This window comes from Streptomyces sp. NPDC017936, assembly GCF_044328485.1.
In the GTDB taxonomy this organism is placed as follows: domain Bacteria; phylum Actinomycetota; class Actinomycetes; order Streptomycetales; family Streptomycetaceae; genus Streptomyces.
In genome coordinates this window covers 471,368-495,942 of the sequence record NZ_JBIRHK010000001.1, presented here as the reverse complement: position 1 = coordinate 495,942, position 24,575 = coordinate 471,368, and the positions used below count along the sequence as shown (strand labels likewise).

General features: G+C 73.9%; 18 protein-coding genes. 11 read left to right on the top strand and 7 right to left on the bottom strand.

Features of this window, described 5'->3' with window-relative positions; translation table 11 throughout:
• Positions 1-236 precede the first annotated feature (236 nt).
• Entirely contained in the window at positions 237-1,829 is a 1,593-nt protein-coding gene (locus tag ACH4F6_RS01990; RefSeq protein WP_397957879.1) for a CHAD domain-containing protein, read from the top strand.
• A gap of 80 nt (positions 1,830-1,909) precedes the next feature.
• Here the strand turns inward: ACH4F6_RS01990 and ACH4F6_RS01985 are convergent, their stop codons facing one another.
• The 5 genes from ACH4F6_RS01985 to ACH4F6_RS01965 all read right to left on the bottom strand — a co-directional run bounded on the left by ACH4F6_RS01985 (position 1,910) and on the right by ACH4F6_RS01965 (position 9,490).
• Positions 1,910-3,943: an RICIN domain-containing protein gene (locus ACH4F6_RS01985; RefSeq protein ID WP_397957878.1), complete on the bottom strand. Its 2,034-nt coding sequence runs from the start codon at positions 3,941-3,943 to the stop codon at positions 1,910-1,912.
• Between the two features lie 124 nt (positions 3,944-4,067).
• The gene (locus ACH4F6_RS01980; RefSeq protein WP_397957877.1) at positions 4,068-6,110 is read right to left on the bottom strand and encodes a beta-galactosidase; all 2,043 of its coding nucleotides are present in this window, start codon (positions 6,108-6,110) and stop codon (positions 4,068-4,070) included.
• Between the two features lie 74 nt (positions 6,111-6,184).
• Positions 6,185-7,522 (bottom strand): ABC transporter substrate-binding protein, encoded by a 1,338-nt coding sequence (locus tag ACH4F6_RS01975; RefSeq protein WP_397957876.1) that lies wholly within the window; start codon positions 7,520-7,522, stop codon positions 6,185-6,187.
• An 89-nt stretch (positions 7,523-7,611) separates the two neighbouring features.
• On the bottom strand, positions 7,612-8,559 hold the full coding sequence (locus ACH4F6_RS01970; RefSeq protein WP_397957875.1) for a carbohydrate ABC transporter permease: 948 nt from the start codon (positions 8,557-8,559) through the stop codon (positions 7,612-7,614).
• Positions 8,560-8,563: 4 nt separating this feature from the next.
• Positions 8,564-9,490: a carbohydrate ABC transporter permease gene (locus ACH4F6_RS01965; RefSeq protein ID WP_397957874.1), complete on the bottom strand. Its 927-nt coding sequence runs from the start codon at positions 9,488-9,490 to the stop codon at positions 8,564-8,566.
• Positions 9,491-9,841: 351 nt separating this feature from the next.
• Here ACH4F6_RS01965 and ACH4F6_RS01960 point away from each other — a divergent pair, with 351 nt between their 5' ends.
• On the top strand, positions 9,842-10,867 hold the full coding sequence (locus tag ACH4F6_RS01960; RefSeq protein WP_397958198.1) for a LacI family DNA-binding transcriptional regulator: 1,026 nt from the start codon (positions 9,842-9,844) through the stop codon (positions 10,865-10,867).
• Positions 10,868-11,382: 515 nt separating this feature from the next.
• Here ACH4F6_RS01960 and ACH4F6_RS01955 read toward each other — a convergent pair.
• Positions 11,383-12,051: a lysophospholipid acyltransferase family protein gene (locus ACH4F6_RS01955; RefSeq protein WP_397957873.1), complete on the bottom strand. Its 669-nt coding sequence runs from the start codon at positions 12,049-12,051 to the stop codon at positions 11,383-11,385.
• A gap of 269 nt (positions 12,052-12,320) precedes the next feature.
• On the opposite strand from ACH4F6_RS01955, the gene ACH4F6_RS01950 reads away from it, so the two are divergent.
• The 9 genes from ACH4F6_RS01950 to ACH4F6_RS01910 all read left to right on the top strand — a co-directional run bounded on the left by ACH4F6_RS01950 (position 12,321) and on the right by ACH4F6_RS01910 (position 23,048).
• Positions 12,321-12,497: a hypothetical protein gene (locus tag ACH4F6_RS01950; RefSeq protein WP_397957872.1), complete on the top strand. Its 177-nt coding sequence runs from the start codon at positions 12,321-12,323 to the stop codon at positions 12,495-12,497.
• Positions 12,498-12,564: 67 nt separating this feature from the next.
• Positions 12,565-12,882: a hypothetical protein gene (locus ACH4F6_RS01945; RefSeq protein WP_397957870.1), complete on the top strand. Its 318-nt coding sequence runs from the start codon at positions 12,565-12,567 to the stop codon at positions 12,880-12,882.
• 690 nt (positions 12,883-13,572) lie between these two features.
• The gene (gene pgm, locus ACH4F6_RS01940) at positions 13,573-15,213 is read left to right on the top strand and encodes a phosphoglucomutase (alpha-D-glucose-1,6-bisphosphate-dependent) (protein WP_397957869.1); all 1,641 of its coding nucleotides are present in this window, start codon (positions 13,573-13,575) and stop codon (positions 15,211-15,213) included.
• A 398-nt stretch (positions 15,214-15,611) separates the two neighbouring features.
• A complete protein-coding gene (locus ACH4F6_RS01935) occupies positions 15,612-17,270 on the top strand; it encodes a catalase (protein WP_397957868.1) in 1,659 nt (552 codons plus the stop codon).
• Positions 17,271-17,497: 227 nt separating this feature from the next.
• Positions 17,498-19,150: a cellulase family glycosylhydrolase gene (locus tag ACH4F6_RS01930; protein ID WP_397957866.1), complete on the top strand. Its 1,653-nt coding sequence runs from the start codon at positions 17,498-17,500 to the stop codon at positions 19,148-19,150.
• Between the two features lie 242 nt (positions 19,151-19,392).
• Complete coding sequence (locus ACH4F6_RS01925; RefSeq protein WP_397957865.1) at positions 19,393-19,779, top strand: hypothetical protein; 387 nt, start codon at positions 19,393-19,395, stop codon at positions 19,777-19,779.
• A complete protein-coding gene (locus tag ACH4F6_RS01920) occupies positions 19,773-20,585 on the top strand; it encodes a cupin (RefSeq protein ID WP_397957863.1) in 813 nt (270 codons plus the stop codon). The genes ACH4F6_RS01925 and ACH4F6_RS01920 overlap by 7 nt, the downstream gene beginning before the upstream one ends.
• A gap of 417 nt (positions 20,586-21,002) precedes the next feature.
• Positions 21,003-21,149 (top strand): hypothetical protein, encoded by a 147-nt coding sequence (locus ACH4F6_RS01915; protein ID WP_397958220.1) that lies wholly within the window; start codon positions 21,003-21,005, stop codon positions 21,147-21,149.
• Between the two features lie 495 nt (positions 21,150-21,644).
• Entirely contained in the window at positions 21,645-23,048 is a 1,404-nt protein-coding gene (locus ACH4F6_RS01910) for a protein kinase (RefSeq protein WP_397957862.1), read from the top strand.
• Positions 23,049-23,138: 90 nt separating this feature from the next.
• Here ACH4F6_RS01910 and ACH4F6_RS01905 read toward each other — a convergent pair whose 3' ends face one another.
• Positions 23,139-24,467, bottom strand: coding sequence for an acyltransferase family protein (locus ACH4F6_RS01905; RefSeq protein WP_397957861.1), 1,329 nt, complete (start codon positions 24,465-24,467; stop codon positions 23,139-23,141).
• Between the last annotated feature and the right edge of the window lie 108 nt (positions 24,468-24,575).

Genomic DNA, 24,575 nt, shown 5'->3' with positions numbered 1-24,575 from the left:
GCCTCCACGCCTCCACGCCTCCACGCCTCCACGCGGACCGCGCGGCCCTCGAACGGTTCGCGCGGTGGGCCGCCTGCCGGTCCTGTCCCCCCTGTGGCGAGGGCCGGTCCGTTCCTGGGACCGGCGCGGGGGCGCGTCGCCCGCGGCCGCCGCGGGAACCGCCGTCGGCCTGCCGCGTCCCGTGCACGGGGCCGCCCGGGAGGTTTGATTCCGCCCGTCGTGTCAACCGGGAAGACATGACGCAGTCGACACGGGAGACGGAACGGAAGTACGCGGTGCCGGCCTCGGGCGGCCTGCCCCGGTTGTCCGGCCTGACCGGCGGGGGCGGCAAGGGCGGCAGGGGCGGCGGCGCCTCCCTCGTCGACGCGGGCACCCACGACCTGGACGCGGTCTACTACGACACCGCGGACCTGCGCCTGAGCCGCGGCTCCGCGACCCTGCGCCGCCGCACGGGCGGCTCGGACGCCGGCTGGCACCTCAAGCTGCCGCTGGGCGGCGACACCCGCGAGGAGATCCGCGCCCCCCTGCAGGAGGAGATCCCCGACCGGCTGCGTGAGCTGGCGCTCTCCCGGACCCGCGGCGCCCGCCTCGAGCCGGTGGTCCGCATCCGTTCCCGCCGTGCCGTGCGCGACCTCGTGGACGCCGACGGAGCGTGCGTCGCCGAGATCGTCCTCGACCGGGTGGAGGCGGAGTCGCTGCTCCCCGGGGGCGGGCGGACCGCCTGGTCGGAACTGGAGGTCGAACTCGTCGGGGACGGCGACCCCCGTCTGCTGAAGCGCGTCGACAAGGCACTCGGCAAGGAGGGCTTCACCCGGGCCGACACCCCGTCCAAGCTGGCCCGGGCGCTCGCCGAGACCCTGCCGGACCAGGGCCGGGACCAGGACCGGGACCGGGAGCCGGCTCCCGGCGGGGCCGCGCCCGGCCGGCCCGCCGGGGCGGCCCCGGGCTCCGCGGGCGAGCACGTGCTCGCCTACCTCACGGAGCAGGTCCGCACCATCGTGGCCCTCGACCCGGCGGTGCGCCGCGGGCTGCCCGACTCGGTGCACCGGATGCGGGTCGCCTGCCGGCGCCTGCGCAGCGGCCTGCGCTCCTACCGCTCGCTCCTCGACCGCGGGGTCACCGAACCGGTCCGGGCCGAGCTCAAGTGGCTCGGCGGCGAACTGGGCGCCGAACGCGACCAGGAGGTGCTGGCGGAGCGGCTGCGCCAGGGCACGGAGGAACTGCCCGGCGAACTGGTCCTCGGGCCCGTCGCGGCCCGCCTGAAGGCCTGGGACGCCGCGGAGTCCACCGCGGCCCGCGAACGCTCCCTCGCCGCGCTGTCCTCCGCCCGCTACGTCGCCCTCCTCGAGTCGCTGGACCGGCTGACGACCCACCCGCCGCTGCGCTCCCGGGCGGCCCGGAAGCCGGCGAAGGCCCTGCCCCGGGCGGTCCTGAAGGAGTACGACCGGCTCGCCGACCGCATCGACCGCGCCCGGCGCAAGTCCCCGGGACCGCAGCGCGACGCCGCTTTCCACGAAGCCCGCAAGAAGGCCAAGCGCCTCCGCTACGCCGCCGAGGCGGCCCGCCCCGCCCTCGGCAAGCCCGCCGCGCGGCTGGCCAAGGAGATCAAGGCCGTGCAGAAGTCGCTCGGCGACCACCACGACAGCGTGGTCGCCCGCGAGAGCCTGCGCCGCCACGCGGTGGCCGCCCACGCGGCGGGCGAACCGGGCTTCACCTGGGGGCTGTTGTACGGCCGGGAGCAGGCCGCGGCCGCCGAGCGGGAGCGGGAGCTCGCACAGCTGTGGCGGCGGGGCTCACGCGGACGCGTCCGCAAGGCGCTGCGCTCCTGACGGACCCGCCCCCGCCCGCACCGTGACGCGCACGGCGCGGGCGGAGGCCCTCACCAGGTGACCAGGTGACCGACACGTGTTCAGGCCGTGTCGGTCACGTCTGTCACCCTCCAGCGCTGGTTCGCGCCGGAGTTGGGCTGCCAGGTGGTGACGGCGGCGCCCTCGTGGGTCGCCTGGCCCCCGACCTCCAGGACGCGGCCGGTGGCGACGTTCACCAGGGTCCAGGTGCCGTCACCGGTGGTCGACATGATCCACTCGGTGGCCGGGTCGCGCTCGCCGGTGTCGGGCTCCACCACGGGCACGTCGTCCCGCACGGCCAGCCGCTCGCCCTCCGCCGGGTTGGCGAAGACGTACCGCTGACGGGCGCCGGTCTGACCGTACCGGGCGTCCAGCCGCCACTGCTGCGCGGTGGTGCCGTTGCCGGCGCCGATGACCAGGTGGGCGCCGTCGGCGGCGACGGTGACGGCCTTGCCGCTCTGGACGCCGGTCAGGGTGTAGGTGTGGCCCTTGCGGATCAGCGGGGCGTCCTCGGCGACGCCGGACACGCCCTTGACGGCGAAGGAGGTCACCGACCGGGCGGGCACCGTGAAGGTGGCCTTGCGGTCGCGGACCTCGACGGGCGCCTGCCGCTGGAGCTTGCCGTCGGCGCTGGTGACGACCGGAGTGACGGTCGCGTCGGCGCCGACCTTGCGGAACTTCGACAGGTCGATGGTGACCGTGCGGGCCTCGGTGGTGCTGTTGACGTGGACCAGCGAGGCGCCCTTGCCGTCCTTCGTCACCGCGGCCGCGCTGGAGGTGTCGTCCACCTTGATCAGCTTGTCGCCGGGCTTGATGAAGTGCGTGAAGTTGCGGGCGGTGTCGAACTTCGTGTTCGTGCGGATCGGGCAGGACTCGAGCGTGTCCGTGCCGGTGCAGCTGAACGGCAGCTGGATGGAGCCCCAGTTGCCGCCCTTGGCGGACTCGCCGCCCGGCTTCATGTTGTCGTGGTCCTCGACCGGCTGCCAGAACACCCAGGCCGTGGGCTCCAGTTCGCGCAGGTCGTTGACGATCTGCTGGGCGAGGCCGAGGCCCGGCCGCATGTCGGTGAAGCTCTGCCCGTCGCCCCAGTCGCCCTCGACCTCGCTCATCCACAGCGGCTTGTCGGCCGCCTTGGCGAGGTCGCGCACGGTGGTGCGCTGCCCGGTGCCGTAGGTGTGGACGTTCATCTGGCCGACGGCGTCCTTGGCCGCCTGCGAGTAGGAGTTCCAGTTCGTCGCGAAGATGCCCGGGTTGGTCTCGTCCATCGCCGAGATCTCGGCCTTGACCTTGGCCTTCTTCAGCGCGGCGGGAAGCGCGGCGAGCACCTTCTGCTGGAGCTCGGGCCCGATGTGGGCGCCCTCCTGCCGGCCGCCGACCGGCTCGCCGTCCGAGCCCAGGCGAGTGCTCCAGTAACCGGTGTTGGGCTCGTTGAACGGGTCGATCGTGTCGACCTCGATGCCCTCGGACTTCTCCAGGAGCCTGGTCGCCCCGGCGAGGTAGGCGGCGAAGTCGTCGACCGACTCGGTCTTCAACTGGTCGGCGTCGGCGTCGAACCCGCCGGAGACGTAGCCGCTGACGGTCATGAACCACGGCGGGGAGTTGCTGAAGGTCTCCCAGTGGTCGATGTCGTTCTTGATGCGGTTCACCCACCAGCGCTGGGTGGCGTCGGCGTCCTTGTTCCAGTCGGCCGGGTCGTCGGCGCTCCACCAGTCGGTGTCCTCGCGGGTGGTGCCCGCGGGCGCCTTCCACCAGCCCTCGACCGCGCCGCCGGCGCGCAGGTAGTCCTCGACGTCCGGGGCGTTGCCGCCGCCGATGTTGTACCGGGCGATGTTCAGCGCGAGCCCGTCGTCGTCGAAGAGGAGCTTCGCGAGCTTCTCGCGGATCGCGGGCGGGTAGTCGCCGGTCGCGTTGGCGAACCAGACCAGGCTGGTGCCCCAGCCCTCGAACTTCTCCTGCCGGTACGACGGGTCCGGCGTCACGGTCACGGACACGGCGGCCTCGGCCCGCGCCGGAACGGCGAGCAGGGCGGCCCCCGTGGCCAGGGCGGTCAGTGCGGCGGCCCCGAGGGTCCGTCTGCCGCGGGTACGGCGTGCCATCTGTTCTCCCAACTGCGGTGCGGTCGCTGCATGGGCCCCTCCCGCCGGGACGGGAGGGCATGGCCCTCGGCGCGGCACGCGCACGTGCCGCGCCGAGGAGTCGTGCGGGGGTGGGGCGCCCGTCTCAGCCGGCGCTCTGGCGCAGTACGGCGACCTCGCGCGGCCCGAGGACCAGGGCGCCGTCGGGGCCGCCCGTGCCGACCAGGACGTCCCCGTCCAGTCCGGCCACGGGCACCGTGTCGTCGGTGCGGTTCACCAGGAACAGGAAGCGTCCCGAGTCCCCGCGCCGGACGGTCAGTTCGACGCGGCCGCGGGCCTCCGGCGGAAGCTCGCCGGTGACCCCGGCCGGCTCCAGCAGCCGCGGCAGCAGCGCCGTCAGGCCCTCGACGCCGAGGCGGGTGGAGACGTAGACGGCCGAACCCTCTCCGGTGGCACGGCGGGTGACGGCGGGCCGTCCGGCCTGCGCACCGGTGCGGTAGCCGGCCAGGACCTGCGTGTCGGCGTCGGCGACGGTGATCCGGTCGGTCCACAGGGTGCCCGTGGTCCCGTCGTCCAGCTCCACGCTCTCCCCGGCCTGCAGCGGCCCGAATTCCTCCACGCGGATGCCGAGCAGCTCGCGCAGGGCGCCGGGGTAGCCGCCCAGCCAGACGTGGTCGTTCTCGTCGACGACACCGGAGAAGTACGTCGTGATCAGGTGACCGCCCCGCTCGGCGTACCGGGTCAGCTCCTTGGCCAGCTCGGCGGGGACCACGTGCAGCACCGGGGCGATCAGCACCTGGTGGCGGGAGAGGTCGGAGCGGGTGGTGACGAGGTCGGCGCGGACGCCGAGGGCGAGGAGCGCCGAGTACCAGTCGAGCGCCTCCTGCCGGTAGTCGAGCAGGGAGGTGGGGTGCGAGTCCTGCTCGCTGGCCCACCACGACTCCCAGTCGTACAGGATGCCGACCCGGGCGGTCTCCCGCTCGGTCCCGGCGACCGGCGCGAGGGTCTTCAGGGTGTCGCCGAGCGCGGTCACCGCGCGGAACAGGTCGCTGTCGGCACCGGCGTGCGGAACCATCGCCGAGTGGTACTTCTCGGCGCCGGCCGCCGACTGCCGCCACTGGAAGTAGCAGACCGCGTCCGCGCCGTGCGCCACGTGCAGCAGCGCGTCGCGGGCGAGGTCGCCGGGCCGCTTCGCCACGTTGACGGGCTGCCAGTTGACGGCGCTGGTGGAGTGCTCCATCAGGAACCAGGGCCGGCCGCCCGCGATGCCGCTGGTCAGGTTGGCGGAGAAGGACAGCTCGTCGCGGTCCTGCGGGCCGGGGTGGACGTAGTGGTCGTTGGAGACGAAGTCGATCTCGTCGGCCCAGTCCGCGTAGTTCATGCCCTTGGTGTTGCCCATCACCATGAAGTTCGTGGTGGCCGGCACGTCGGGGGTGATCTCGCGGAGGATCTCCCGCTCGGCGCGCAGGTAGTCCTTCAGCGCGTCGGAGGAGAAGCGCTTGAAGTCCAGTTGCTGCGTCGGGTTGGGGTGCGAGGCGGCCAGCCGCGGCGGCAGGATCTGCTCCCAGTCGCTGTAGCGCTGCGACCAGAACGCCGTGCCCCACGCGTGGTTGAGGGCCTCCAGCGTGCCGTAGCGGGCGCGCAGCCAGTCGCGGAAGGCGCGGGCCGCGTCGTCGGAGTAGTCGTAGACGTTGTGGCAGCCCAGCTCGTTGGAGATGTGCCAGGCCACCAGCGCGGGGTGGTCCTTGTACCGGGTCGCGAGCTCCCGCACCAGCCGCAGGGCGTGCTCGCGGAAGACGGGGGAGGTGGGACGCCAGTGCTGACGGGCGCCCGGCCACACCGTCTCGCCGTTCGCCGTCACCGGCAGGATCTCCGGGTGGGCGGTGGTCAGCCACGGCGGCGGGGAGGCGGTCGCGGTGGCCAGGTCGACACCGATGTCATGGGCGTGCAGGAGGTCCATGACCTCGTCGAGCCAGCCGAAGTCCCAGGTGTCGTGGCCGGGCTGGATCCGGGCCCAGGAGAAGATCGCCACGGACACCACGGTGACGCCGGCCTCGCGCATCAGCCGGACGTCCTCCTCCCACACGTCCCGTGGCCACTGCTCGGGGTTGTAGTCGGCGCCGTAGGCCAGTCGGGGGGTGGGGGCACCGTCCGCCCCGCGGCGGCGGGAGTGGAGGGTGGAGATCATGGCGGTCCTTCCGGGGTGTGGTGCACGGGGGGCGGCGCGGAGTCCGTCCGCGCCGCCCTGCGTCTGGGGCTGTCCTACTTCTCGACGGTGAAGCCCTGCTCCTCGGCGTACTTCACCGAGGCGTCCTGCCAGGCCTTCAGACCGTCCGCGAGCGTGGTGTCCGAGACGTAGGCCTTGCCGACCGTGTCGTTGAAGATCGAGTGGGCGTACTGCTGGAACGGCAGGTACGACCAGTCGCTGGCGACGTTCGCGGCGGACTCGGCGAAGATCTTGTTGGCCTCCTGGCCGCCGAGGTAGTCGAACTTGGTGCTCTGGAAGTCGGCGGACTGCAGCTCCGCCTTGGTGGCGGGGAAGGCGCCCTGCTTGACGCGGGTCTGCACCCCGTCACCGGCGTTGGCGTACTCGACGAAGGCGTAGGCGAGTTCCTTGTTCTTGCCCAGCGCGGGCAGGGTCAGGGAGCTGCCGCCGTTCTCCGCGCTGGCCTTGTCGCCCTTGGTCCAGGCCGGCATCGGGGCCGCACGCCACTGGCCGGCCGCGTTCGGCACGCCGCTGACGAAGTTGGCGGGCATCCAGGCGCCGGTGGTCAGGGTGGCTATGCTGCCGTCGCCCAGGCCCTTGTACCAGTCGTCGGTCCAGCCGGTGACCGGGGCGAGGAGCTTCTCGTCGATGAGCTTCTGCCAGGTGTCCGTGTACTTCTTGGCGTTCGCGTCGCTGAAGTCGATCTTCACGTTGGTGCCGTCGACCTTGTACGGACGCGAACCGGCCTGCCACAGCATGCTGGTGGTGAAGCCGGCGTCGCCGGTGTCGTTGGCGATGTAGACCTTGGGGTCGGCCTTGTGCAGCGCCCGCGCGGCGTCGACGTACTCGTCCCAGGTGGTGGGGACGGCGATCTTGTACTTGTCGAAGATCGTCTTGTTGTAGAACATCGCCATCGGACCGGAGTCCATCGGCAGGCCGTAGACCGCCTTGTCCTCGCTCACGGCGTTCCACGGACCGGGCGTGTACCGGGACGCCAGCTTGTCGGCGCCGAAGGGGGCCAGGTCGGTGAGACCCTTGCCGAGGGCGTACTGGTTCACCGCGAAGTACTCGACCTGCGCGACGTCCGGGACGCCCTTCTCGGCCGAGATGGCGTTCGACAGCGCGGTGTAGTGCTTGTCGCCCGACCGCTCGCTGACGAGGTTGATCTTGACCTTGGGGTACTTCTTCTCGAAGTCGGCGGCGACCGTCTTCAGCGTGGGCTCCCAGGACCACACCGTCACCGTGCCGCCCTTCTTCAGGGCAGCCTGGACGTCCGAGGCGGAGACCGCCTTCTGGTCGGAGTCGTCGTCCGAGCCGCCGCAGGCGGTGGCGCCCAGGGCCACGGCGGACAGGAGGGCGATGCCTCGCAGCAGGCGGCTGGTGTTTCTGCGCATGAGGGTGCTTCCACTTCTTCGTGGGTGGGACGGGGTGAGGGTGGTGGTGCGTGGTGTGGGGCCGAGGGGGCGGCGGGGGAGCCGCGCGGTCACTCCTTGACGCTGCCCGCGGCGAGACCCGACTGCCAGTACTTCTGGAGCAGCAGGAACGCGGCGATGAGCGGCAGGATGGTGAGCAGCGAACCGGTGATCACCAGGTTGAAGATGACCTCGCCGCCGACGGTCTCGGCCTGGGAGTTCCACGCGCTCAGACCGAGCGTCAGCGGGTACCAGTCCGAGTCCTTGAGCATGATCAGCGGCAGGAAGTAGTTGTTCCAGGTGGCGACCGTGGTGAACAGCAGCACGGTCACGATGCCGGGGGCGAGCAGCGGGAGGGCGACGGTGAAGAAGGTGCGCGCCTCGCCGGCCCCGTCGATGCGGGCGGCCTCGAGGAGTTCGGTGGGGATGGCCTCGGTGGCGAACACCCACATCAGGTACAGGCCGAACGGCGAGACCAGCGAGGGGATGATCACCGCCCACGGGGTGTCGGTCAGGCCCATCTTGCTGAACATCAGGAAGGTGGGCACCGCGAGGGCCGTACCGGGGACCGCCACCGCGCCGATGACCGTGGCGAAGATGCCGCGCTTGCCGGGGAAGTCGAACTTCGCCAGCGCGTAACCGCCGAGGACCGCGAGGAGGGTGGCCCCGCCGGCGCCCAGCACCACGTACAGCAGGGTGTTCAGCAGCCAGCGCGTGAACACGCCGTCGTGGTAGGTGAACGTGTCGCGGATGTTGTCCCACAGCGCGAAGTCGTCGGCGAACCACATCCCGGACGAGTCGGCCAGGCCCGCCTGCGTCTTGGTGGCGTTGACGGCCAGCCAGATCAACGGCACGACGGTGTAGACGACGACCAGAGAGGTCAGCGCCGTCAGCAGCACGCTGCGCCGGGGCTTGTCGGCGGAGTGCCGGCGCGTCCCGCGCAGCCGTGGCGCGCTGCGGGCGGGACCGGAGGTCGTGGCGGGTGCGGCCGGGGAGTCGGTGGTGAGGGGGCTGCTCATCGGGTCACGCTCCCTTGCGCATGCCGCGCAGCTGCACGACGTAGGCGATCACCATCGTGATCAGGCCCATGATGATGGCCACCGTCGCGGAGTAGTTGTGCTGCTGGCCGTTGAAGGACAGCGAGTACGTGTAGAAGTTCGGCGTGTAGTCGGTGGTGATGGCGTTGCGGGCGAGCGGCCGCAGGATGTTCGGCTCGTTGAACAGCTGGAAGCTGCCGATGATGGAGAAGATCGTCGCGATGACCAGGGCGCCCCGGATCGCCGGCAGTTTGATCGCGGTGATCACGCGGATCTGTCCGGCGCCGTCGATCTCCGCCGCCTCGTACAGCGAGTTCGGGATGACGCGCAGCGCCGAGTAGAAGATCAGCATGTTGTAGCCGACGAACTCCCAGGTGACGATGTTGCCGATGGACGCCAGCACCAGGTCGGGGGAGAGCGGGTCGGGCAGCGAGACGTCGAACGCCCCGTTGATGTCACCGACCAGGCCGTACTTCGTGCCGTACATGAAGCCCCACATGAGGGTGGCGACCACGGCGGGCACCGCGTACGGCAGGAAGATCGTGATGCGGAAGAAGCTCTTGCCGTAGAGCCGGCCGCTGTCCAGCGCCAGGGCCACCAGCAGGGCGATGCCCAGCATGATCGGCACCTGGACGACCAGGAACAGCGACACCCTGACCAGCGCGTCCCAGAACTTGTCGTCCTTCAGCGCCTGGGTGTAGTTGTCGAAGCCGACGAACTGGGTGCCGCCGATGAGCTGGTCGCGGAAGAGGCTGAGGTAGATCGAATACACGATCGGGGCCAGGAAGACCAGGGCGAACACGGCCACGAAGGGACCGATGAAACCCCACCCCGTCCAGGAGCGGCGGTCCCGTCGCGCCGGAGGGGGTGCCGACCGCGGTTCGGCGGCCGCCGGCGGTTGCAGCGTCGTCATGTCGTTCCTCGCTCGTCCAGTCCTGGAACCGGCGGTGCACGGCCGCCGTGGGGCAGAGCGGCACCGCCACGATGTTTGCGTAAACATCGGCCACCGCGAGAGGGCGGCGAGCTGTTATGTTTACGTAAACATCTGATGGCGGCATGTCTACACTGCCCGTCAATCACGGTCAAGGGTCCTCCGGGACAACCGTGGAACTCTGAGGCGACGGAGAAGTGGGGGCCACGCGTGGAGATGGCTGAGAGGGCCCCGGCGCGGGGAGCCGGGACGGACCGGGAGCCGGCGGAAGGCGTCCCGGACCCCGTCGGCGCCCCCCGGCGCGCCCGGTCCCGGGGCCGCGCCACCGCCTCGATGGCGGACGTGGCCCGTCTGGCGGGCGTCTCGTCGCAGACGGTCTCCCGGGTGTCCAACGGGTACGCCGGGGTGAACGAGGAGACCCGGCAGCAGGTCCTGGCCGCCATGAAGGAGCTCGGCTACCGCCCCAACAGCGCGGCCCGCGCGCTCAAGCGGGGCGAGTTCCGCACCATCGGCGTCATCACCTTCACGCTGTCCACCACCGGCAACGTGCGCACGCTGGAGGCCATCGCCACCTCCGCCGCCGCCGAGGGGTACGCGGTGACGCTGCTCCCGGTCGCCGTCCCCACCCAGGACGAGGTGCGCGGCGCGTTCTCCCGGCTGGAGGAGCTCGCCGTCGACGCGGTGATCGTCATCATGGAGGTGCACCTGCTGGACGCGGCGACGGTCGTCCTCCCGCCGCACGTCCAGGTCGTCGTCGTCGACTCCGACGCCGGCGACCGCTACACGGTCGTGGACACCGACCAGGCCGGCGGCACCCGCACCGCCGTCCAGCACCTGCTCGGCCTCGGCCACGGCACGGTGTGGCACCTCGCCGGCCCGGAGGACTCCTTCGCCGCGCAGCGGCGTGCCGACGCCTGGCGCGAGGCCCTCGTCGAGGCCGGCCGCACCCCGCCCCCGCTCGTCCGCGGCGACTGGTCGGCGGAGTCCGGCTACCACGCCGGTCTCGAACTCGCGGCCCGCGAGGACTGCACCGCCGTCTTCGCGGCCAACGACCAGATGGCCCTGGGCCTGCTGCGCGCCCTGCACGAGCGCGGCCGGCGCGTCCCCGAGGACGTCAGCGTCATCGGCTTCGACGACATCCCGGAAGCGGGTTCCTTCCTGCCGCCCCTGACCACCCTCCACCAGGACTTCGCCGAGGTCGGCCGTCTCTGCGTGCAGGCCGTCCTGCGCAAGATGCGCGGCGAGGGCCCCGAGCGCGGCACGACGCTCGTACCGACGCGCCTGGTACTGCGTCAGAGCACGGCGCCGCGGTCCGGGGCGGACGCGGGGGCCGGGGGACCGGGGACCGACGGGGGCTGACGGGCCGGGTCGCCGGGCGGCGGCTCCTGAGGGTCCGCTCGCGGGCGAGGGCGCCGGGTCGGCCGCACGGTGGGCGGAACGCCGGTGACGGTCAGTCAGGTGGGGGCGCACGTCTCCCGTGCGCACGGGAGGAGGCGTGGTCGGCCGTACGGCGGGTGGAACGCCGGTGACGGTCAGTCAGGTGGGGGCGGACGTCTCCCGTGCGCACGGGAGGAGGCGCGGTCGGTCGTGGGGGGGGGGGGGGGCCGCGGGGGGCCCCCCCCCCCCCCCCCGCCGCCCTCCTGGACGCCGTTCCCGTGCCCTGCGGGGTCCGCGGGCGGCCGTCCCGCACCCCGCGCCCCGCGGGTCCCGCGCCCGGCGCATCCCCGGGCGACCGCCCCGCACCCTGCCCGGCGCATCCCCGGGCGACCCGTCCCGCACCCCGCCCGACGTGTCCCCGGGCGACCGTCCCGCACCCCCGCTCGACGTGTCCCCGGGTGACCGCCCCGCACTCCGCACGGCGCGTCCGCGGGCGGCTACACCGGGGTGCGTTCCGCGCCCCGTTCGCCCACCGCCCGGACCGCCGTCCGCCAGGCCGCCGCCACGGCGCGGCGGGCGGCCGCCGTGCCGGTGCCCGTCTCCGCGGGCAGCCGCAGCGGGGCGCCGATGTGGACGTGGCAGCGCGGTCGGCGCACCGGGGCCGTCAGGGCGCCCGCCAGTTGTTTCGCCGTGGACCCGGAGGTGATGCGCCGGGCACCGACGTGTCCCACCGGGACGACCAGCGCGCCGGACGTCCGCGCGAGGCGGGCGAGGCCGGTCCGGAACGGCTCGGGCGGGCCGGGGGCGGCGTCCCTGCGGTCCGGCAGACCACCCTCCCCGTAGAGCAGGACGTGCCGGCCGCCGGCGAGCGCCTCGGCGGCGGCGTCGAGCGCGAGCGCGGCCCGGGCGGACCGGCGGTGGACGGGGATGTGCCCCTCGCGCGCCAGCGCCCGCCCGAGCAGCGGGACGCGCCACAGCCCCGCGGCCGCCATGACCACCGGCTCCACGCCCATCCCGCGCAGCGCCGCCAGGACGACCGCGGGGTCGGCCAGGGAGTCGTGGTTGGCCACGAAGATGGTGCCCGCGGGCAGGCGCATCCGCAGTTCGCTGGTGACGGTGAGACGTCCGAAGAAGGGCGTCAGGGCTGAGGCGGCACGACTGAGCACGAGAGGCCCTTTCGGTCGGGACGTGGAGGCCGGACGAGGTGGTCACCAGTGTCATGACGGCGCCAAGACCGCGCCTGAGTACGGCTACTCACGGCTACTCAGCCCGCCGACGGCATCCCGCGCGTACTGCCCCTCGATTCCGCCGTGTTCACGGTCCGGTCGGGGGCAACCGGAGGAGGAACGACCCGACGCCCCGACGAACCGACGACGTTCGACCGGGCCGACGGAACCCGAACGAACCGGAACCTGACCCCGAAGGGACGGACACCGTGCTGGCCATCATCGCGGCAGTGGCGTTCTTCATCGCCTTTCTGATCAACGCGGCGGAGATCTCGACCAACGACGCCTTCACCTCCACCAACATCATGCTCCTCGGTCTGACCCTGCTCGCCCTCCACGTGGCGGGCGTCGGCAGCGGCTGGTCGGCGCGCGGCCGCAGACGCTGAGGCGGCCGTCGGGAGAGGACGGCGCGCGTCGGGGTAGACGGTGACGACGGCAGAGGAAGGAAACCACATGTCGACCTATGTGATCACCGTGCCCGGTACCTTCACCTCCGGGATCGAGGAGGACGCACGAGCGCGGCTGAGCCGCACGCTGCGTCCGGCCGACCCGCACCACACCCGGATGGGAACCACCGAGGACCTCGACGCGCTCACCGTGAACGACGACGGCACGTTCACCATCCGCCTCACCGTCGAGGCGGACAGCGCTCCCCGTGCCGAGGAGTCCGCACGGGAACTGGCGGACTCCGCGCTGCGCGAGGCCGGCCTCGACGACACCAGCGCGCCCCTGGGGCCCGCGGCGGTCACGGGCATCGACTCCGACATCTGAGCCGAGCCCGTCGGGCCCGCCGACCCCGCGGGCCCTCACAGGCCCCATGGGCCACCGGTCGCATCAGCCCGTCGGCACCCCCGTCCTCCGGCTTCGCCGGGCCTGCCGGACCGGCTTGGTCTGCCGGGCCTGCCGGACCTGCCAGGCCTGCCGGACCTGCCGGACCGGCGGGGCGTGCCGTATCGGCAGGGCCTGCTGACCCAGCGGGGCGTGCCGTATCGGCAGGGTCTGCCGACCCTGCTGGACGTGCCGGGTCGGCAGGCCCTGCCGGGCGTGCCGGGACGGGCCTGCCGGGCGTGGCGCGGTCGGTCCCGTCCCGGCACGCCGCCGGGTCCGGCCTGCGGCCTCCACGCCGACCGGGCCGCTTCCGCCCGGCGCGCCGGGCCACCACGGCCCCGGCGACGGCCGGCGCGGCCGGACCGGGAGCGTCCGCTCCGGCCCCCGACCGAAGCCGTCGAGCGCGGAGCGGGCACCCGACGAGCCCGCCCGGCGCACCCCACCCGACGACCGGCCGGGCGCCTCCGCGCGCCTGACGCCGCGTCGGGCGCGCCACCGCCCCGGCACGCCGCCCGGATCCCCCGAACGGTCCGCACCGGTCGGCGTGGACGGGGCCGCCCTCGCGCGGCGGCGCCCTGACGAGGAAAGATGAGACGTCGAGCGAGCGGACCAACCCATGCGGAGGAACGGACCATGCAGCACGAACGAGCCGGCCGGACGGCCGGCCCCGAGGACCTCGTCGACGTCGCCCGACTGGTCACCGCGTACTACGCGCTGCACCCCGACCCGGCCGACCCGGCGCAGCGGGTGGCGTTCGGCACGTCGGGGCACCGCGGGTCGTCACTGAACACGGCCTTCAACGAGGACCACATCGCCGCCACCAGTCAGGCCATCTGCGAGTACCGCGCCGCCCAGGGCACCGACGGCCCCCTCTTCCTCGGCGCCGACACCCACGCGCTGTCCGAGCCCGCCCGGGTGACCGCCCTGGAGGTGTTCGCCGCCAACGACGTCACCGTGCTCGTCGACAGCGCCGACGGCTACACGCCGACCCCGGCCGTCTCGCACGCCGTCCTCACCCACAACCGGGGCCGCACCACGGGCCTCGCGGACGGAGTCGTCGTCACCCCGTCCCACAACCCGCCCGCCGACGGCGGCTTCAAGTACAACCCGCCCAGCGGCGGCCCCGCCGGCTCCGACGCCACCTCCTGGATCCAGGACCGCGCCAACGAGATCATCGCCGCGGGCCTGAAGGACGTGCGCCGCGTCCCCTACGCCCGGGCGCTCGCCGCGCCCGGCACCGGCCGCCACGACTTCCTCGGCGCGTACGTCGCCGACCTCCCGAACGTCCTGGACCTGGACGCGATCCGCGCCGCCGGCGTGCGGATCGGCGCCGACCCGCTGGGCGGGGCGTCCGTCGCCTACTGGGGCCGGATCGCCGAGGAGCACCGGCTCGACCTGACCGTGGTCAACCCGCTCACCGACCCCACCTGGCGGTTCATGACGCTGGACTGGGACGGCAAGATCCGCATGGACTGCTCGTCGCCGTACGCGATGGCCTCGCTCATCGACAAGCGGGACCGGTTCCGGATCGCCACGGGCAACGACGCCGACGCCGACCGGCACGGCATCGTCACACCGGACGCCGGCCTGATGAACCCCAACCACTACCTGGCCGCCGCCATCGCCTACCTGTACGCCCACCGCGAGCAGTGGCCCGACGACACGGGGATCGGCAAGACCCTGGTGTCGTCCTCCATGATCGACCGGGTCGCCGCCGACCTCGGCCGCCGGCTCGTCGAGGTGCCCGTCGGCTTCAAGTGGTTCGTGGACGGCCTGGCCGACGGCTCGCTCGGCTTCGGCGGCGAGGAGTCGGCCGGCGCGTCCTTCCTGCGCCGCGACGGCTCGGTGTGGACCACCGACAAGGACGGCATCATCCTGGCGCTGCTCGCCTCCGAGATCACAGCGGTCACCGACAGGACCCCTTCGGAGCACTACGCCGCCCTGACGGCCCGCTTCGGCGAACCCGCCTACGCCCGGATCGACGCACCGGCCACCCGTGAGGAGAAGGCGCTCCTCGCCAAGCTCTCGCCCGCCCAGGTCACCGCCGACACCCTCGCCGGGGAAGCGGTCACCGGAGTGCTCACCGAGGCCCCGGGCAACGGCGCGGCCATCGGCGGCATCAAGGTGACCACCGCCAACGCCTGGTTCGCGGCCCGCCCCTCGGGCACCGAGGACGTGTACAAGATCTACGCCGAGTCGTTCCAGGGGCCCGACCACCTCCGGCAGGTCCAGGAGGAGGCCAAGGACGTCGTCATGGCGGCGCTCGGCGGCTGAGCGGGCGGGACGCGGGCGCCCGCGGGCGGGCGCGCACGGTACGCGGCGGGCCTCGGACGACGCGGGCGGCACCCGGGCGGGCGTCAGGTGACGCGCGCGGCACCCGGGCGGGGGCGACGGCGGAGGAACGCGCCGTCGCCCCCGCCCGCACGGGGCCCGGGGACTCGGGGTGAGCGGGGGCGCGTGCGGTCCGGCCGGCGGGCGCGGGAGACGGACCGGGCCCCGCGGAGCGGCCCGCGACCCGGCCCTTGGTCTCCCTCAGCCGCCTCGGCCCGCTCTTCGGACGTGAGGGGTGAGGGGCGCCGGGTACCCGGACCGTCGCCGGGTGATCCGGCCGCGGCCGCCCGGCGACCCCGCACCGCCGCGAGCAGGGGGGACGAGCCGAAGGAGCCAACGACATGTCGGACGTATCGGGCCAGGGATCCGCCCCCGGAGACGACCGGAGGGTGCTCACCAACCGGCAGGGCCACCCCGTCTACGACAACCAGAACCAGCGCACCGTCGGCGCCCGCGGCCCGGCCACGCTGGAGAACTACCAGTTCCTCGAGAAGATCAGCCACTTCGACCGCGAGCGCATCCCCGAGCGCGTCGTCCACGCCCGCGGCGTCACGGCGTACGGGTACTTCGAGGCGTACGGCGCCTGGGGCGACGAGCCGGTCTCCCGCTACACCCGCGCCAAGCTGTTCCAGGAGCGCGGCAAGCGCACGGACCTCGCCGTCCGTTTCTCCACCGTCATCGGCGGACGCGACTCCTCCGAGGCCGCCCGCGACCCCCGCGGCTTCGCCGTGAAGTTCTACACCGAGGACGGCAACTGGGACCTGGTCGGCAACAACCTGGGCGTCTTCTTCATTCGGGACGCGATCAAGTTCCCGGACGTCATCCACGCCCTGAAACCGGACCCGGTCACCTTCGAGCAGCAGCCGCGGCGCATCTTCGACTTCATGTCGCAGACCCCCGAGGCCATGCACATGCTGGTCAACCTGTTCAGCCCCCGCGGCATCCCCGCCGACTACCGGCACATGCAGGGCTTCGGCGTGAACACCTACAAGTGGACGGACGACGAGGGCCGGACCGTGCTGGTGAAGTACCACTGGATGCCCAAGGCGGGCGTGCGCAGCATGACCGAGGAGGACGCGGCGAACTGCCAGGCGGAATCCCTGGGCCACGCCACGAAGGACCTGTACGACGCGGTCGCGCGCGGTGACCACCCGGAGTGGGAGCTGCTCGTCCAGATGATGGAGGACCACGACCACCCGGAACTGGACTTCGACCCCCTGGACGACACCAAGACCTGGCCCGAGCAGGACTTCCCGCCGAAGCCGGTCGGCAAGATGGTGCTGAACCGCATGCCGGAGAACTTCTTCGCCGAGAACGAGCAGATCTCCTTCGGCACCGGGGTCCTCGTCGACGGCCTGGACTTCTCCGACGACAAGATGCTCGTCGGCCGCACGTTCTCCTACAGCGACACCCAGCGCTACCGCGTCGGCCCGAACTACCTCCAGCTGCCGGTCAACCAGCCCAAGAGCGCCGAGGTCCACACCAACCAGCGCGACGGCCAGATGACGTACCACATCGACGGCGACGGAGAGCACCCGAGCGTCACCTACGAACCGTCGGTCACCGGCGGCCTGCGCGAGGCGGAGTACCCCACGGTCGACGAGGAGGGGCCGGAGATCCGCGGCCGCCTCACCCGCAAGCGCATCCCGCGCACCAACGACTACCTGCAGGCGGGCCAGCGCTACGCGCTGATGGAGCAGTGGGAGCGCGACGACCTGGTCAAGAACCTCACCTCGGCGCTCGCCCAGTGCGACCGCCCGGTGCAGGAGCGGATGGTGTGGCACTTCCTCCTGGTCGAGACCGACCTCGGCCTCAGGGTCGGTGAGGGGCTCGGCATCTCGCCGGAGGACGTCGCCGGCCTCGAACCCCTTGCGAGCCAGGACCTGACGGAGGAGGACCGCGAGCGCCTGGCGAACCTCGGCAAGAACCCGCCGCGCGACGTCGAGGGCCTCACCATGACGCACTGCGTCCCGGACGAACGGCACGTGGTGACGCGCTGAGACGACGGGGCGACGGACCGCCGCCGGGCACTCCCGCGACGCGGGGGAGTGCCCGGCGGCGTGGGTTCCGGCGGGCGCGCCGGTGCGGCGCGCCCGAGGGGCGCCGCACGGCGAGACGGCCGCCGTTGCGCAATGGCTTGACGTGTACTTGGCATAGTGGCTTCATGGGAGCGCTCCCACCCTTCCTTCCGATGCCTGAGTTTCTGGCGCTCACTCCTGGAGTCGCAGTGAGAAGAGCACGCAGCACGACACACGAGAGGTTCCTGCCCGCCCTCGCCGCCCTGCTCGGCCTGTCCGTGGTCCTCGGCTTCCTGACCCCGGCCGCCGCCCGGGCCGCCGAGTCCCCCCGCGCCCTGGCCACCGGTCTGCACATCAGCGACGGCCGCCTGGTCGAGGGCAACGGCAACGACTTCGTCATGCGCGGCGTCAACCACGCCCACACCTGGTACCCGGGCGAGACGCAGTCCCTGGCCGACGTCAAGGCGCTCGGCGCCAACACCGTCCGCGTCGTCCTCTCCGACGGCCACCGCTGGACGAAGAACGGCCCGGACGACGTCGCGAACGTCATCGCCCAGTGCAAGGCCAACCGCCTCATCTGCGTCCTGGAGGTGCACGACACCACCGGCTACGGCGAGGACACCGCCGCCGGCACCCTCGACCACGCGGCCGACTACTGGATCGGCCTGAAGGACGTCCTGGCCGGCCAGGAGAACTACGTCGTCGTCAACATCGGCAACGAGCCCTGGGGCAACACGAACCCGGAGGGCTGGACCGCCCCGACGATCGCCGCGGTCAAGAAGCTGCGCGCCGCGGGCCTCGAACACACGATCATGGTGGACGCGCCGAACTGGGGCCAGGACTGGCAGGGCGTCATGCGCGCCAACGCCCGGACCGTCTACGACGCCGACCCCACCGGCAACCTGATCTTCTCGATCCACATGTACAGCGTCTTCGACACCGCGCAGGAGATCACCGACTACCTGAACGCCTTCGTCGACGCGAAACTCCCGCTCCTCATCGGTGAGTTCGGCGGACCCGCCGACCAGTGGGGCGACCCCGACGAGGACACCATGATGGCCACGGCCCAGCAGCTGCGCCTCGGCTACCTCGCCTGGTCCTGGAGCGGCAACACCGACCCGGTCCTCGACCTGGCGATCGACTTCGACCCCGGCCGGCTCAGCTCCTGGGGCCAGCGCATCTTCCACGGCGCCAACGGCATCGCCCAGACCGCCAAGGAGGCCACCGTCTTCGGCGGCGCCTCCACCGACACCCAGGCCCCGACCGCCCCCGGCGCCCCGGCCGCCTCCGCCGTGACCGCCACGTCCGCCACCCTGACCTGGGCCGCGTCCTCCGACAACGTTGGCGTGACCCGCTACGACGTCGTCCGCGTCAGCGGCGGCACCGAAACCGTGGCCGCCTCCTCCACGACGAACACCGTCACCCTGACCGGCCTCACCGGCGGCACGGCCTACACCTTCGCCGTCTACGCACGCGACGCGGCCGGGAACCGCTCGGCACGCTCGGCCACCGTCGGCGTCACCACCGCCGCCACGCCGGCCGGGAGCTGCGCCGTCGGCTACCGCGTCGTGGGCGAGTGGCCCGGCGGCTTCCAGGGCGAGATCACCCTCCGCAACACCGGCTCGGCGCCCGTCAGCGGTTGGACCCTGGGGTTCGCCTTCGCCAACGGCCAGACCATCTCCTCCATGTGGGGCGGGACCCCCGCCCAGAGCGGCGGCGCGGTGACCGTCACCCCCGCCTCGTACACCTCCACCGTCCCGGCCGGGGGCTCGGTCACGATCGGGTTCCTCGGGAACAAGGGAACCGCCAACACCGCGCCGACCGCGTTCACCCTGAACGGCGCCGCCTGCACGACCGCCTGACCGGCGCGGCCCACCGGCCGGCGGGAGCCCGGACGACCCGCCGGCCGGTGGGGTGGTGTGTCGGCCACCCGCGCCCCGTCCTGGGCCGCGTATCGGACCGACGCCGGCGCGCGGGGGTTGTCCTGACATGGGTCCGCCCCTAGGGTCGAGCGGGTGCAAGCGCTTTCTGGGCGTCTCCCCGTCCGCGGGGAACGCCCGGGCGTGCACGGCCGACGCCCCCACTGGCCCCTCGAGGAGCGCGCGTGAGCATCCGCGTCACCCACCCCCACGGCGAGCACGTGCCGGTCGCGGCCGCGACCGGCACGGAGGTCCTCCGGCACGTCCACCGCCCCGGCCCCGAGGCCTTCGCGTCCCGCACGCCGCGCGCCCGCCCTCCGCGCCCCCTCGCCGGACGCACGGTGACCGGCCACCGCCCGCACGGCCACCGCGACGACCGGCGGGCCGGTCGCGAGGCGCACCGGTCCGTGCGCTCCGGGCCGGTCCCCACGGCGGCGTTCCCCCGGGCGTTCTCCGACGAGTTCGCGCCACCGCCCGGCAAGCCCTTCGCCTTCCTCCACCGGCTCGTCCTCGCCGACGGCGCCCGGGACCACGACCGCGTCGCCGGCCACCCGGAGGGCCTGCCGTGGTGAACGGGACCGGGCCCGCCCCCGCCCCTCCGCTGCCCGGCGCCGTCGGCCTGCCCCACCTGAGCGCCTACGACTGGGAGGCCGCCGACGGGGTGTGCGGCGGCAGCCCCCACCTGCACCTGGTGTGCACGGAGGCGTACGTCGTCACCGGCGGTCGCGGGGCGGTGCAGACGCTGAGCCCCGACGGCTGCCGGGAGGTCCCGCTGGAACCCGGCCGGGTCGCCTGGTTCACCCCGGGCACCGTGCACCGCATGGTGCAGGGCGGCGGCCTGCGCGTCACCGTCCTGATGCAGAACAGCGGCCTGCCCGAAGCCGGGGACGCCGTCTTCACCTTCCCGCCCGAGGTGCTCGCCGACCCCGGGCGGTACGCGGCGGCGGCGGCCCTCCCGCCCGGCGCCGGACCGCCGGCCGAGGCCGCCGCCCGCCGGCGCCGCGACCTCGCCGTGGAGGGCTACCTCGCCCTGCGCGAGGCCCTCGTGGCCGGCGACGACGGCCCGTACCGGGACTTCCAGCGGGCCGCCGCCCGGCTCGTCCGCGACAAGGTGCCGGCCTGGCGCGAGCTGTGGCGGGCCGGGGCCCTCGCCGCCGCCGAACGCACCGGCGCCCAGCTCGACGCGCTCGCCGCCGGGGACCCGGCGTACCTCGGCGAGGCCACCGCGCACGCGACCGCCCCCACCCGGCTCGGCGGCTACGGCATGTGCGGCCGCCGGGACGAGTACACGCTGCCGGGCACGACACCGTCGTCGGCCGTGTCCGGGGCCTGTCCGGCGGACCAGGCCGCGGGCGAGCAGCGGTCCGGCCGGACCTGACCGGCGCCGGCCGCCGAGGGCGGCGCCGGCGTCGCGGTCGTGCACGTCCGGGCGCGCACGCCCGGCGGGGGACCGGCCACCGTGCCGGTGAGGCCGGGTCGGCGACGGGACGGGACGCGGGCGGACGGTGCCCGGTGCCAGTGGCGGTGCCGGCCGCGAGGCGCCGGCTCGCTCCCGACGGCCCCGCCCGCGCGGCGCCGTTCGCCGGGGGCGGCCCCTGCACGGCTCCGACGCCACCCTCGGCTGCCCGCCTGCCCGCCTGCCCGCCTGCCCGCCTGCCCGCCTGCCCGCCCGTCCGGTCCCGGGCCACGGCTCGTGGGCACGGCGCGGGGGTGGGCCGGCCTGTTCGGGGTAGACGCGTGCGTACACAGGCCTTGTCACACCGGCCTCGTCGTCGACCGTCTCAGGAGGGCAGCCGTGCCAGGGATGCTGGAGAAGATCAAGCAGTTCAGCAGGAGCCCGCAGGGGCGCCGGACCATCGAGGAGGTGCGCCGCGCCTCCGCCGACCCGCGGCGACGGGCCCAGGCCCGGAGCCTGCTGGGCAAGCTGCGCGGGCGGCGCTGACCACCACCGGCGCGCCCGCGACGGCGCGCTGACGCCGCACGAGGGGCCGGCGGCCGTTCGCAGGACGCGAGCGGCCGCCGGCCCCTTCGCCCGGCCCACCGTGCCCCGGACGCCCCCGGGCGGGTCTCCACCCCGGGCGGCGGCCACCGCCGCCCGCCGTGCGGGCCGTTCGCCGTGAGGCGGCCGGGTACGGGATCCGGACGCAGGCAACGCATCCCGGCGTGGTCACCCCGCCGTCGTCCCCGACGCGCCCCGCACGGCGGCGCGTTCGGCCGTCCGGCCGTCCGGTCGAGGCCATCCGCCCGCCCGGGCGCCGCCGACAGGGCGTCACGGCCGGGCGTGACGGACGGGGTCGGGGGTACTCGACGCCTCACGACGAGGGCGCGCGGACATCACGCACTCACGCCCCTCGCACGGTCCTCGCCGTTCCCGGACGCGTCCGCCGCCCTCGTCGGACCCGTCCCGCCCGCCGCCTACACCCGTTTGGGGGAACACATGCCGGCACGCCTGTGGCCCACGGAGTCGAAACCCCTCCCAGGACGGGTGCTGGCGGGCCGCTACCGGGTCGGCGCCCCGCTCGGGCGCGGCGGCGCCGCCGACGTCCACGAGGCGTACGACCTCCGGCTCGGGCGCGCGGTGGCGGTGAAGCTGTTCCGCAGCGGCGGAGCACAGACGGAGGAACGATTCAGCGAGGAAGCCCTGCTGCTGGCCCGGCTCCAGCACCCCGGGCTCGTCACCGTCTACGACTTCGGGCGCGACGAGGACCTGCCCTTCCTCGTCCTCCAGCTCGTCCGGGGCGCCACCCTGCGCGCCCGCATCGCGGAGAGGACGCTGACCCCGGCCGCGGTGTGCGCCCTCGGCGCGGACCTGGCGACGACCCTCGCCCACGTCCACGCCGCCGGGGTCGTCCACCGGGACGTCAAGCCGTCCAACATCCTGCTGGACGAGTCGGGGACGCCGCACCTCACCGACTTCGGCATCTCCCGGCTGAGCGACGACACCGCCCGCACCGCGACCGGAGTGCTCGTCGGCACGGCGGCGTACCTGGCGCCGGAACAGGTCAGCGGGGGCGAGGCGGGCCCCGCCGCGGACGTGTACGCGCTCGGGCTGACGCTGCTGGAGTGCCTCAAGGGCGAACTGGAGTACCCCGGCGCCCCCTTGGAGGCGGCGATGGCGCGCCTGCACCGGCAGCCGGCCGTTCCGCCCGCGCTCGACGGGGAACTGGCCCGCCTGCTGACGGCCATGACCGCCCGCGACGAGCACGAGCGTCCCGACGCGCACACCTGTGCCGAGGTGCTGACGGCCCTGAGCCCGGCCGGGACGCCGACGGGCTGTCACGGCGTCCGCGGGGCGGGGGAGGGCGCCGGCGGGAACACCGCGGAGAAGGCCGTCGGCGCGGTCCTCGCCCGGCCGGCCCGGTCGGCGCCGGTGACCGCCGCACACGGCGGCCCCGCCGTCCGGCGCCCCGGCCGGCGCACGTTCGCGGCCGCCGGCGCCGCGCTCGCCGCCCTGCTCGGCATGACCCTCTCCGCATCCGTCGGCGACCTCCCCGACGCCGGCGCCGACAGTGCCGCGGGCGCCCGCCCGCCCGGGACGGCCGCCCCGTCCACCGAGCCGTCGAGCACGCCCTCCGTCCCGCCGGAGACGGCGACGGGTCAGGTGCCCGTCGCGCAGCGCGCATCGGCGCGGAGCGCCCCGCAGGGCCGCCCGTCCTCGGCTCCGGCTCCGGAGGACGGCGGTGCCGGCGAGCGATCCACGAACAGCGGCCGGGGGAACGGCTCCGGGGCGGGCTCCGACGGCCACGGAGCGGACTCCGGCACGAAGAAGGCCAAGGGCACGGCACGGGCGGAGGAGGTCGGCGGGCGCGGCGCCCAGCAGGGCGGCGGGCACGGCCGGTGAGCCCGCGCCCCCACCGGCGGGGCCGGGGGAGGCGCGGACGCGCACCGGATCCCGGGGCGCGTCCGGCGCGGCGGACGGGGTGAGCGGGGACTACTGATGCGAGGCGAGGCGGTGCCGCTCCTCCTGAGGAGCCGTCCGATGCCCCCGCGCCGTCTCGGGGACGACCGGTCCGCCCCCTGCGGACGGACCGCGGCGACGGTCCAGCAGGCGGCGGCCGAGCCGCTGACCCGGCAGCTCCACGAGGTGGTAGGTGAGGGCGCTCAGCAGGAGCAGGGCCGCGAGGAAGCCGGCCACCCAGACCAGCTGCTGCGCCGTGCCGTGGGGATGACCCGTCTTCTCCATGAGCCAGGACATCGTGGCGATCAGCGGACGGTGCAGCAGGTAGACGGAGAAGCTGACCAGGCCCAGCCAGGTCAGGGCCCTGGGCATCCGGCGGCGGCGCAGCAGCAGGGCCACGGCGAACAGCGCCCAGCCCGCGAGGAACGCGCTGACCCAGGCGAGGGGGGAGGCGGTCCAGGTGCGGATCTGGGCCTGCCTGTCGTCGTAGAGCAGTCCGGCCGCCGTGCCCGCCGCGATGACGAAGCCGCAGTACGCCCACGCCGTCGCCCGGCGGATCTGTCCTCGCTCGGCGCGGTGGATCACGGTTCCGCTGAACATCGTGGCCAGGATCAGCATGCTCTCCCAGGGGGTCGACCGCCCGTTCGCGATCATGAGCACCAGGCCGAGCCCCGTCAGCAGCGTCGCACCCGTCAGCTGCGCCGTCCGGCGCCCGGTGAGCAGGAACATCAGCCCCGTCCCCACCACCAGCGCGGTTCCCGCGGCCAGTTGCCGGACGGTGAACTCGGGCCGCAGGCTCCACGCCGCCGCCCACGGTCCCAGCAGCAGCGCCGCCCCGGCGAAGACGGCCGCCACGGGCCCGCTGCGGCGATGGGCGCCGGTCATGAACAGCAGCGTGACCAGGTAGTAGAAGACCATCTCGTAGGTCAGCGTCCACATCACCGGCAGACCGCTGCGCAGGCCCAGCAGATCCTGGAGCATGGTGGTGTTGGCGACGGCGGCGAGCAGCGGGTGCTCGTGGACCGAGACGTCCACGGCGGAGAAACGTTTCGGCACCAGCACGGCCGCAGCGACGAGGACCACCGCGCACAGGGGGTAGAGCCGGTACAGCCGCCCGATCCAGAACGCCCGCACGTCTCCCCGGCGCTCCAGCGAGGCGGGCACGATGTACCCGCTGACCAGGAAGAAGGCCATCACCCCGAAGATCCCGGGGTCGAACCGCTCCCGCACGGCCGCGCCGAAGCCCACGAACAGCTCGGCACTGAGATGGTGCAGGGCCACGGTCAGGGCCGCGATCCCCCGGACGGCGTCCAGCCATCCGAAGCGGGCCGCGGTCGAGGAGACAGCTCTCGGCGTTTTCACCCGCGGACCTTAACAAGGCCTTACCTCCTCGCCCCGACCGCCCCGCCCCTCACCAGCGCCGACGTCAGCCGGAACCCGGGTCTCGAGGCCGAGCCGGGGTCCGGGCGG

What these genes read in the sequence shown, in the direction of transcription:
- ACH4F6_RS01990 (WP_397957879.1), top strand. Translation starts at nt 237, where the DNA reads ATGACGCAGTCGACACGGGAGACGGAACGGAAGTACGCGGTGCCGGCC.
- ACH4F6_RS01985 (WP_397957878.1), bottom strand. Translation starts at nt 3,943, where the DNA reads ATGGCACGCCGTACCCGCGGCAGACGGACCCTCGGGGCCGCCGCACTG.
- ACH4F6_RS01980 (WP_397957877.1), bottom strand. Translation starts at nt 6,110, where the DNA reads ATGATCTCCACCCTCCACTCCCGCCGCCGCGGGGCGGACGGTGCCCCC.
- ACH4F6_RS01975 (WP_397957876.1), bottom strand. Translation starts at nt 7,522, where the DNA reads ATGCGCAGAAACACCAGCCGCCTGCTGCGAGGCATCGCCCTCCTGTCC.
- ACH4F6_RS01970 (WP_397957875.1), bottom strand. Translation starts at nt 8,559, where the DNA reads ATGAGCAGCCCCCTCACCACCGACTCCCCGGCCGCACCCGCCACGACC.
- ACH4F6_RS01965 (WP_397957874.1), bottom strand. Translation starts at nt 9,490, where the DNA reads ATGACGACGCTGCAACCGCCGGCGGCCGCCGAACCGCGGTCGGCACCC.
- ACH4F6_RS01960 (WP_397958198.1), top strand. Translation starts at nt 9,842, where the DNA reads ATGGCGGACGTGGCCCGTCTGGCGGGCGTCTCGTCGCAGACGGTCTCC.
- ACH4F6_RS01945 (WP_397957870.1), top strand. Translation starts at nt 12,565, where the DNA reads ATGTCGACCTATGTGATCACCGTGCCCGGTACCTTCACCTCCGGGATC.
- pgm (WP_397957869.1), top strand. Translation starts at nt 13,573, where the DNA reads ATGCAGCACGAACGAGCCGGCCGGACGGCCGGCCCCGAGGACCTCGTC.
- ACH4F6_RS01935 (WP_397957868.1), top strand. Translation starts at nt 15,612, where the DNA reads ATGTCGGACGTATCGGGCCAGGGATCCGCCCCCGGAGACGACCGGAGG.
- ACH4F6_RS01910 (WP_397957862.1), top strand. Translation starts at nt 21,645, where the DNA reads ATGCCGGCACGCCTGTGGCCCACGGAGTCGAAACCCCTCCCAGGACGG.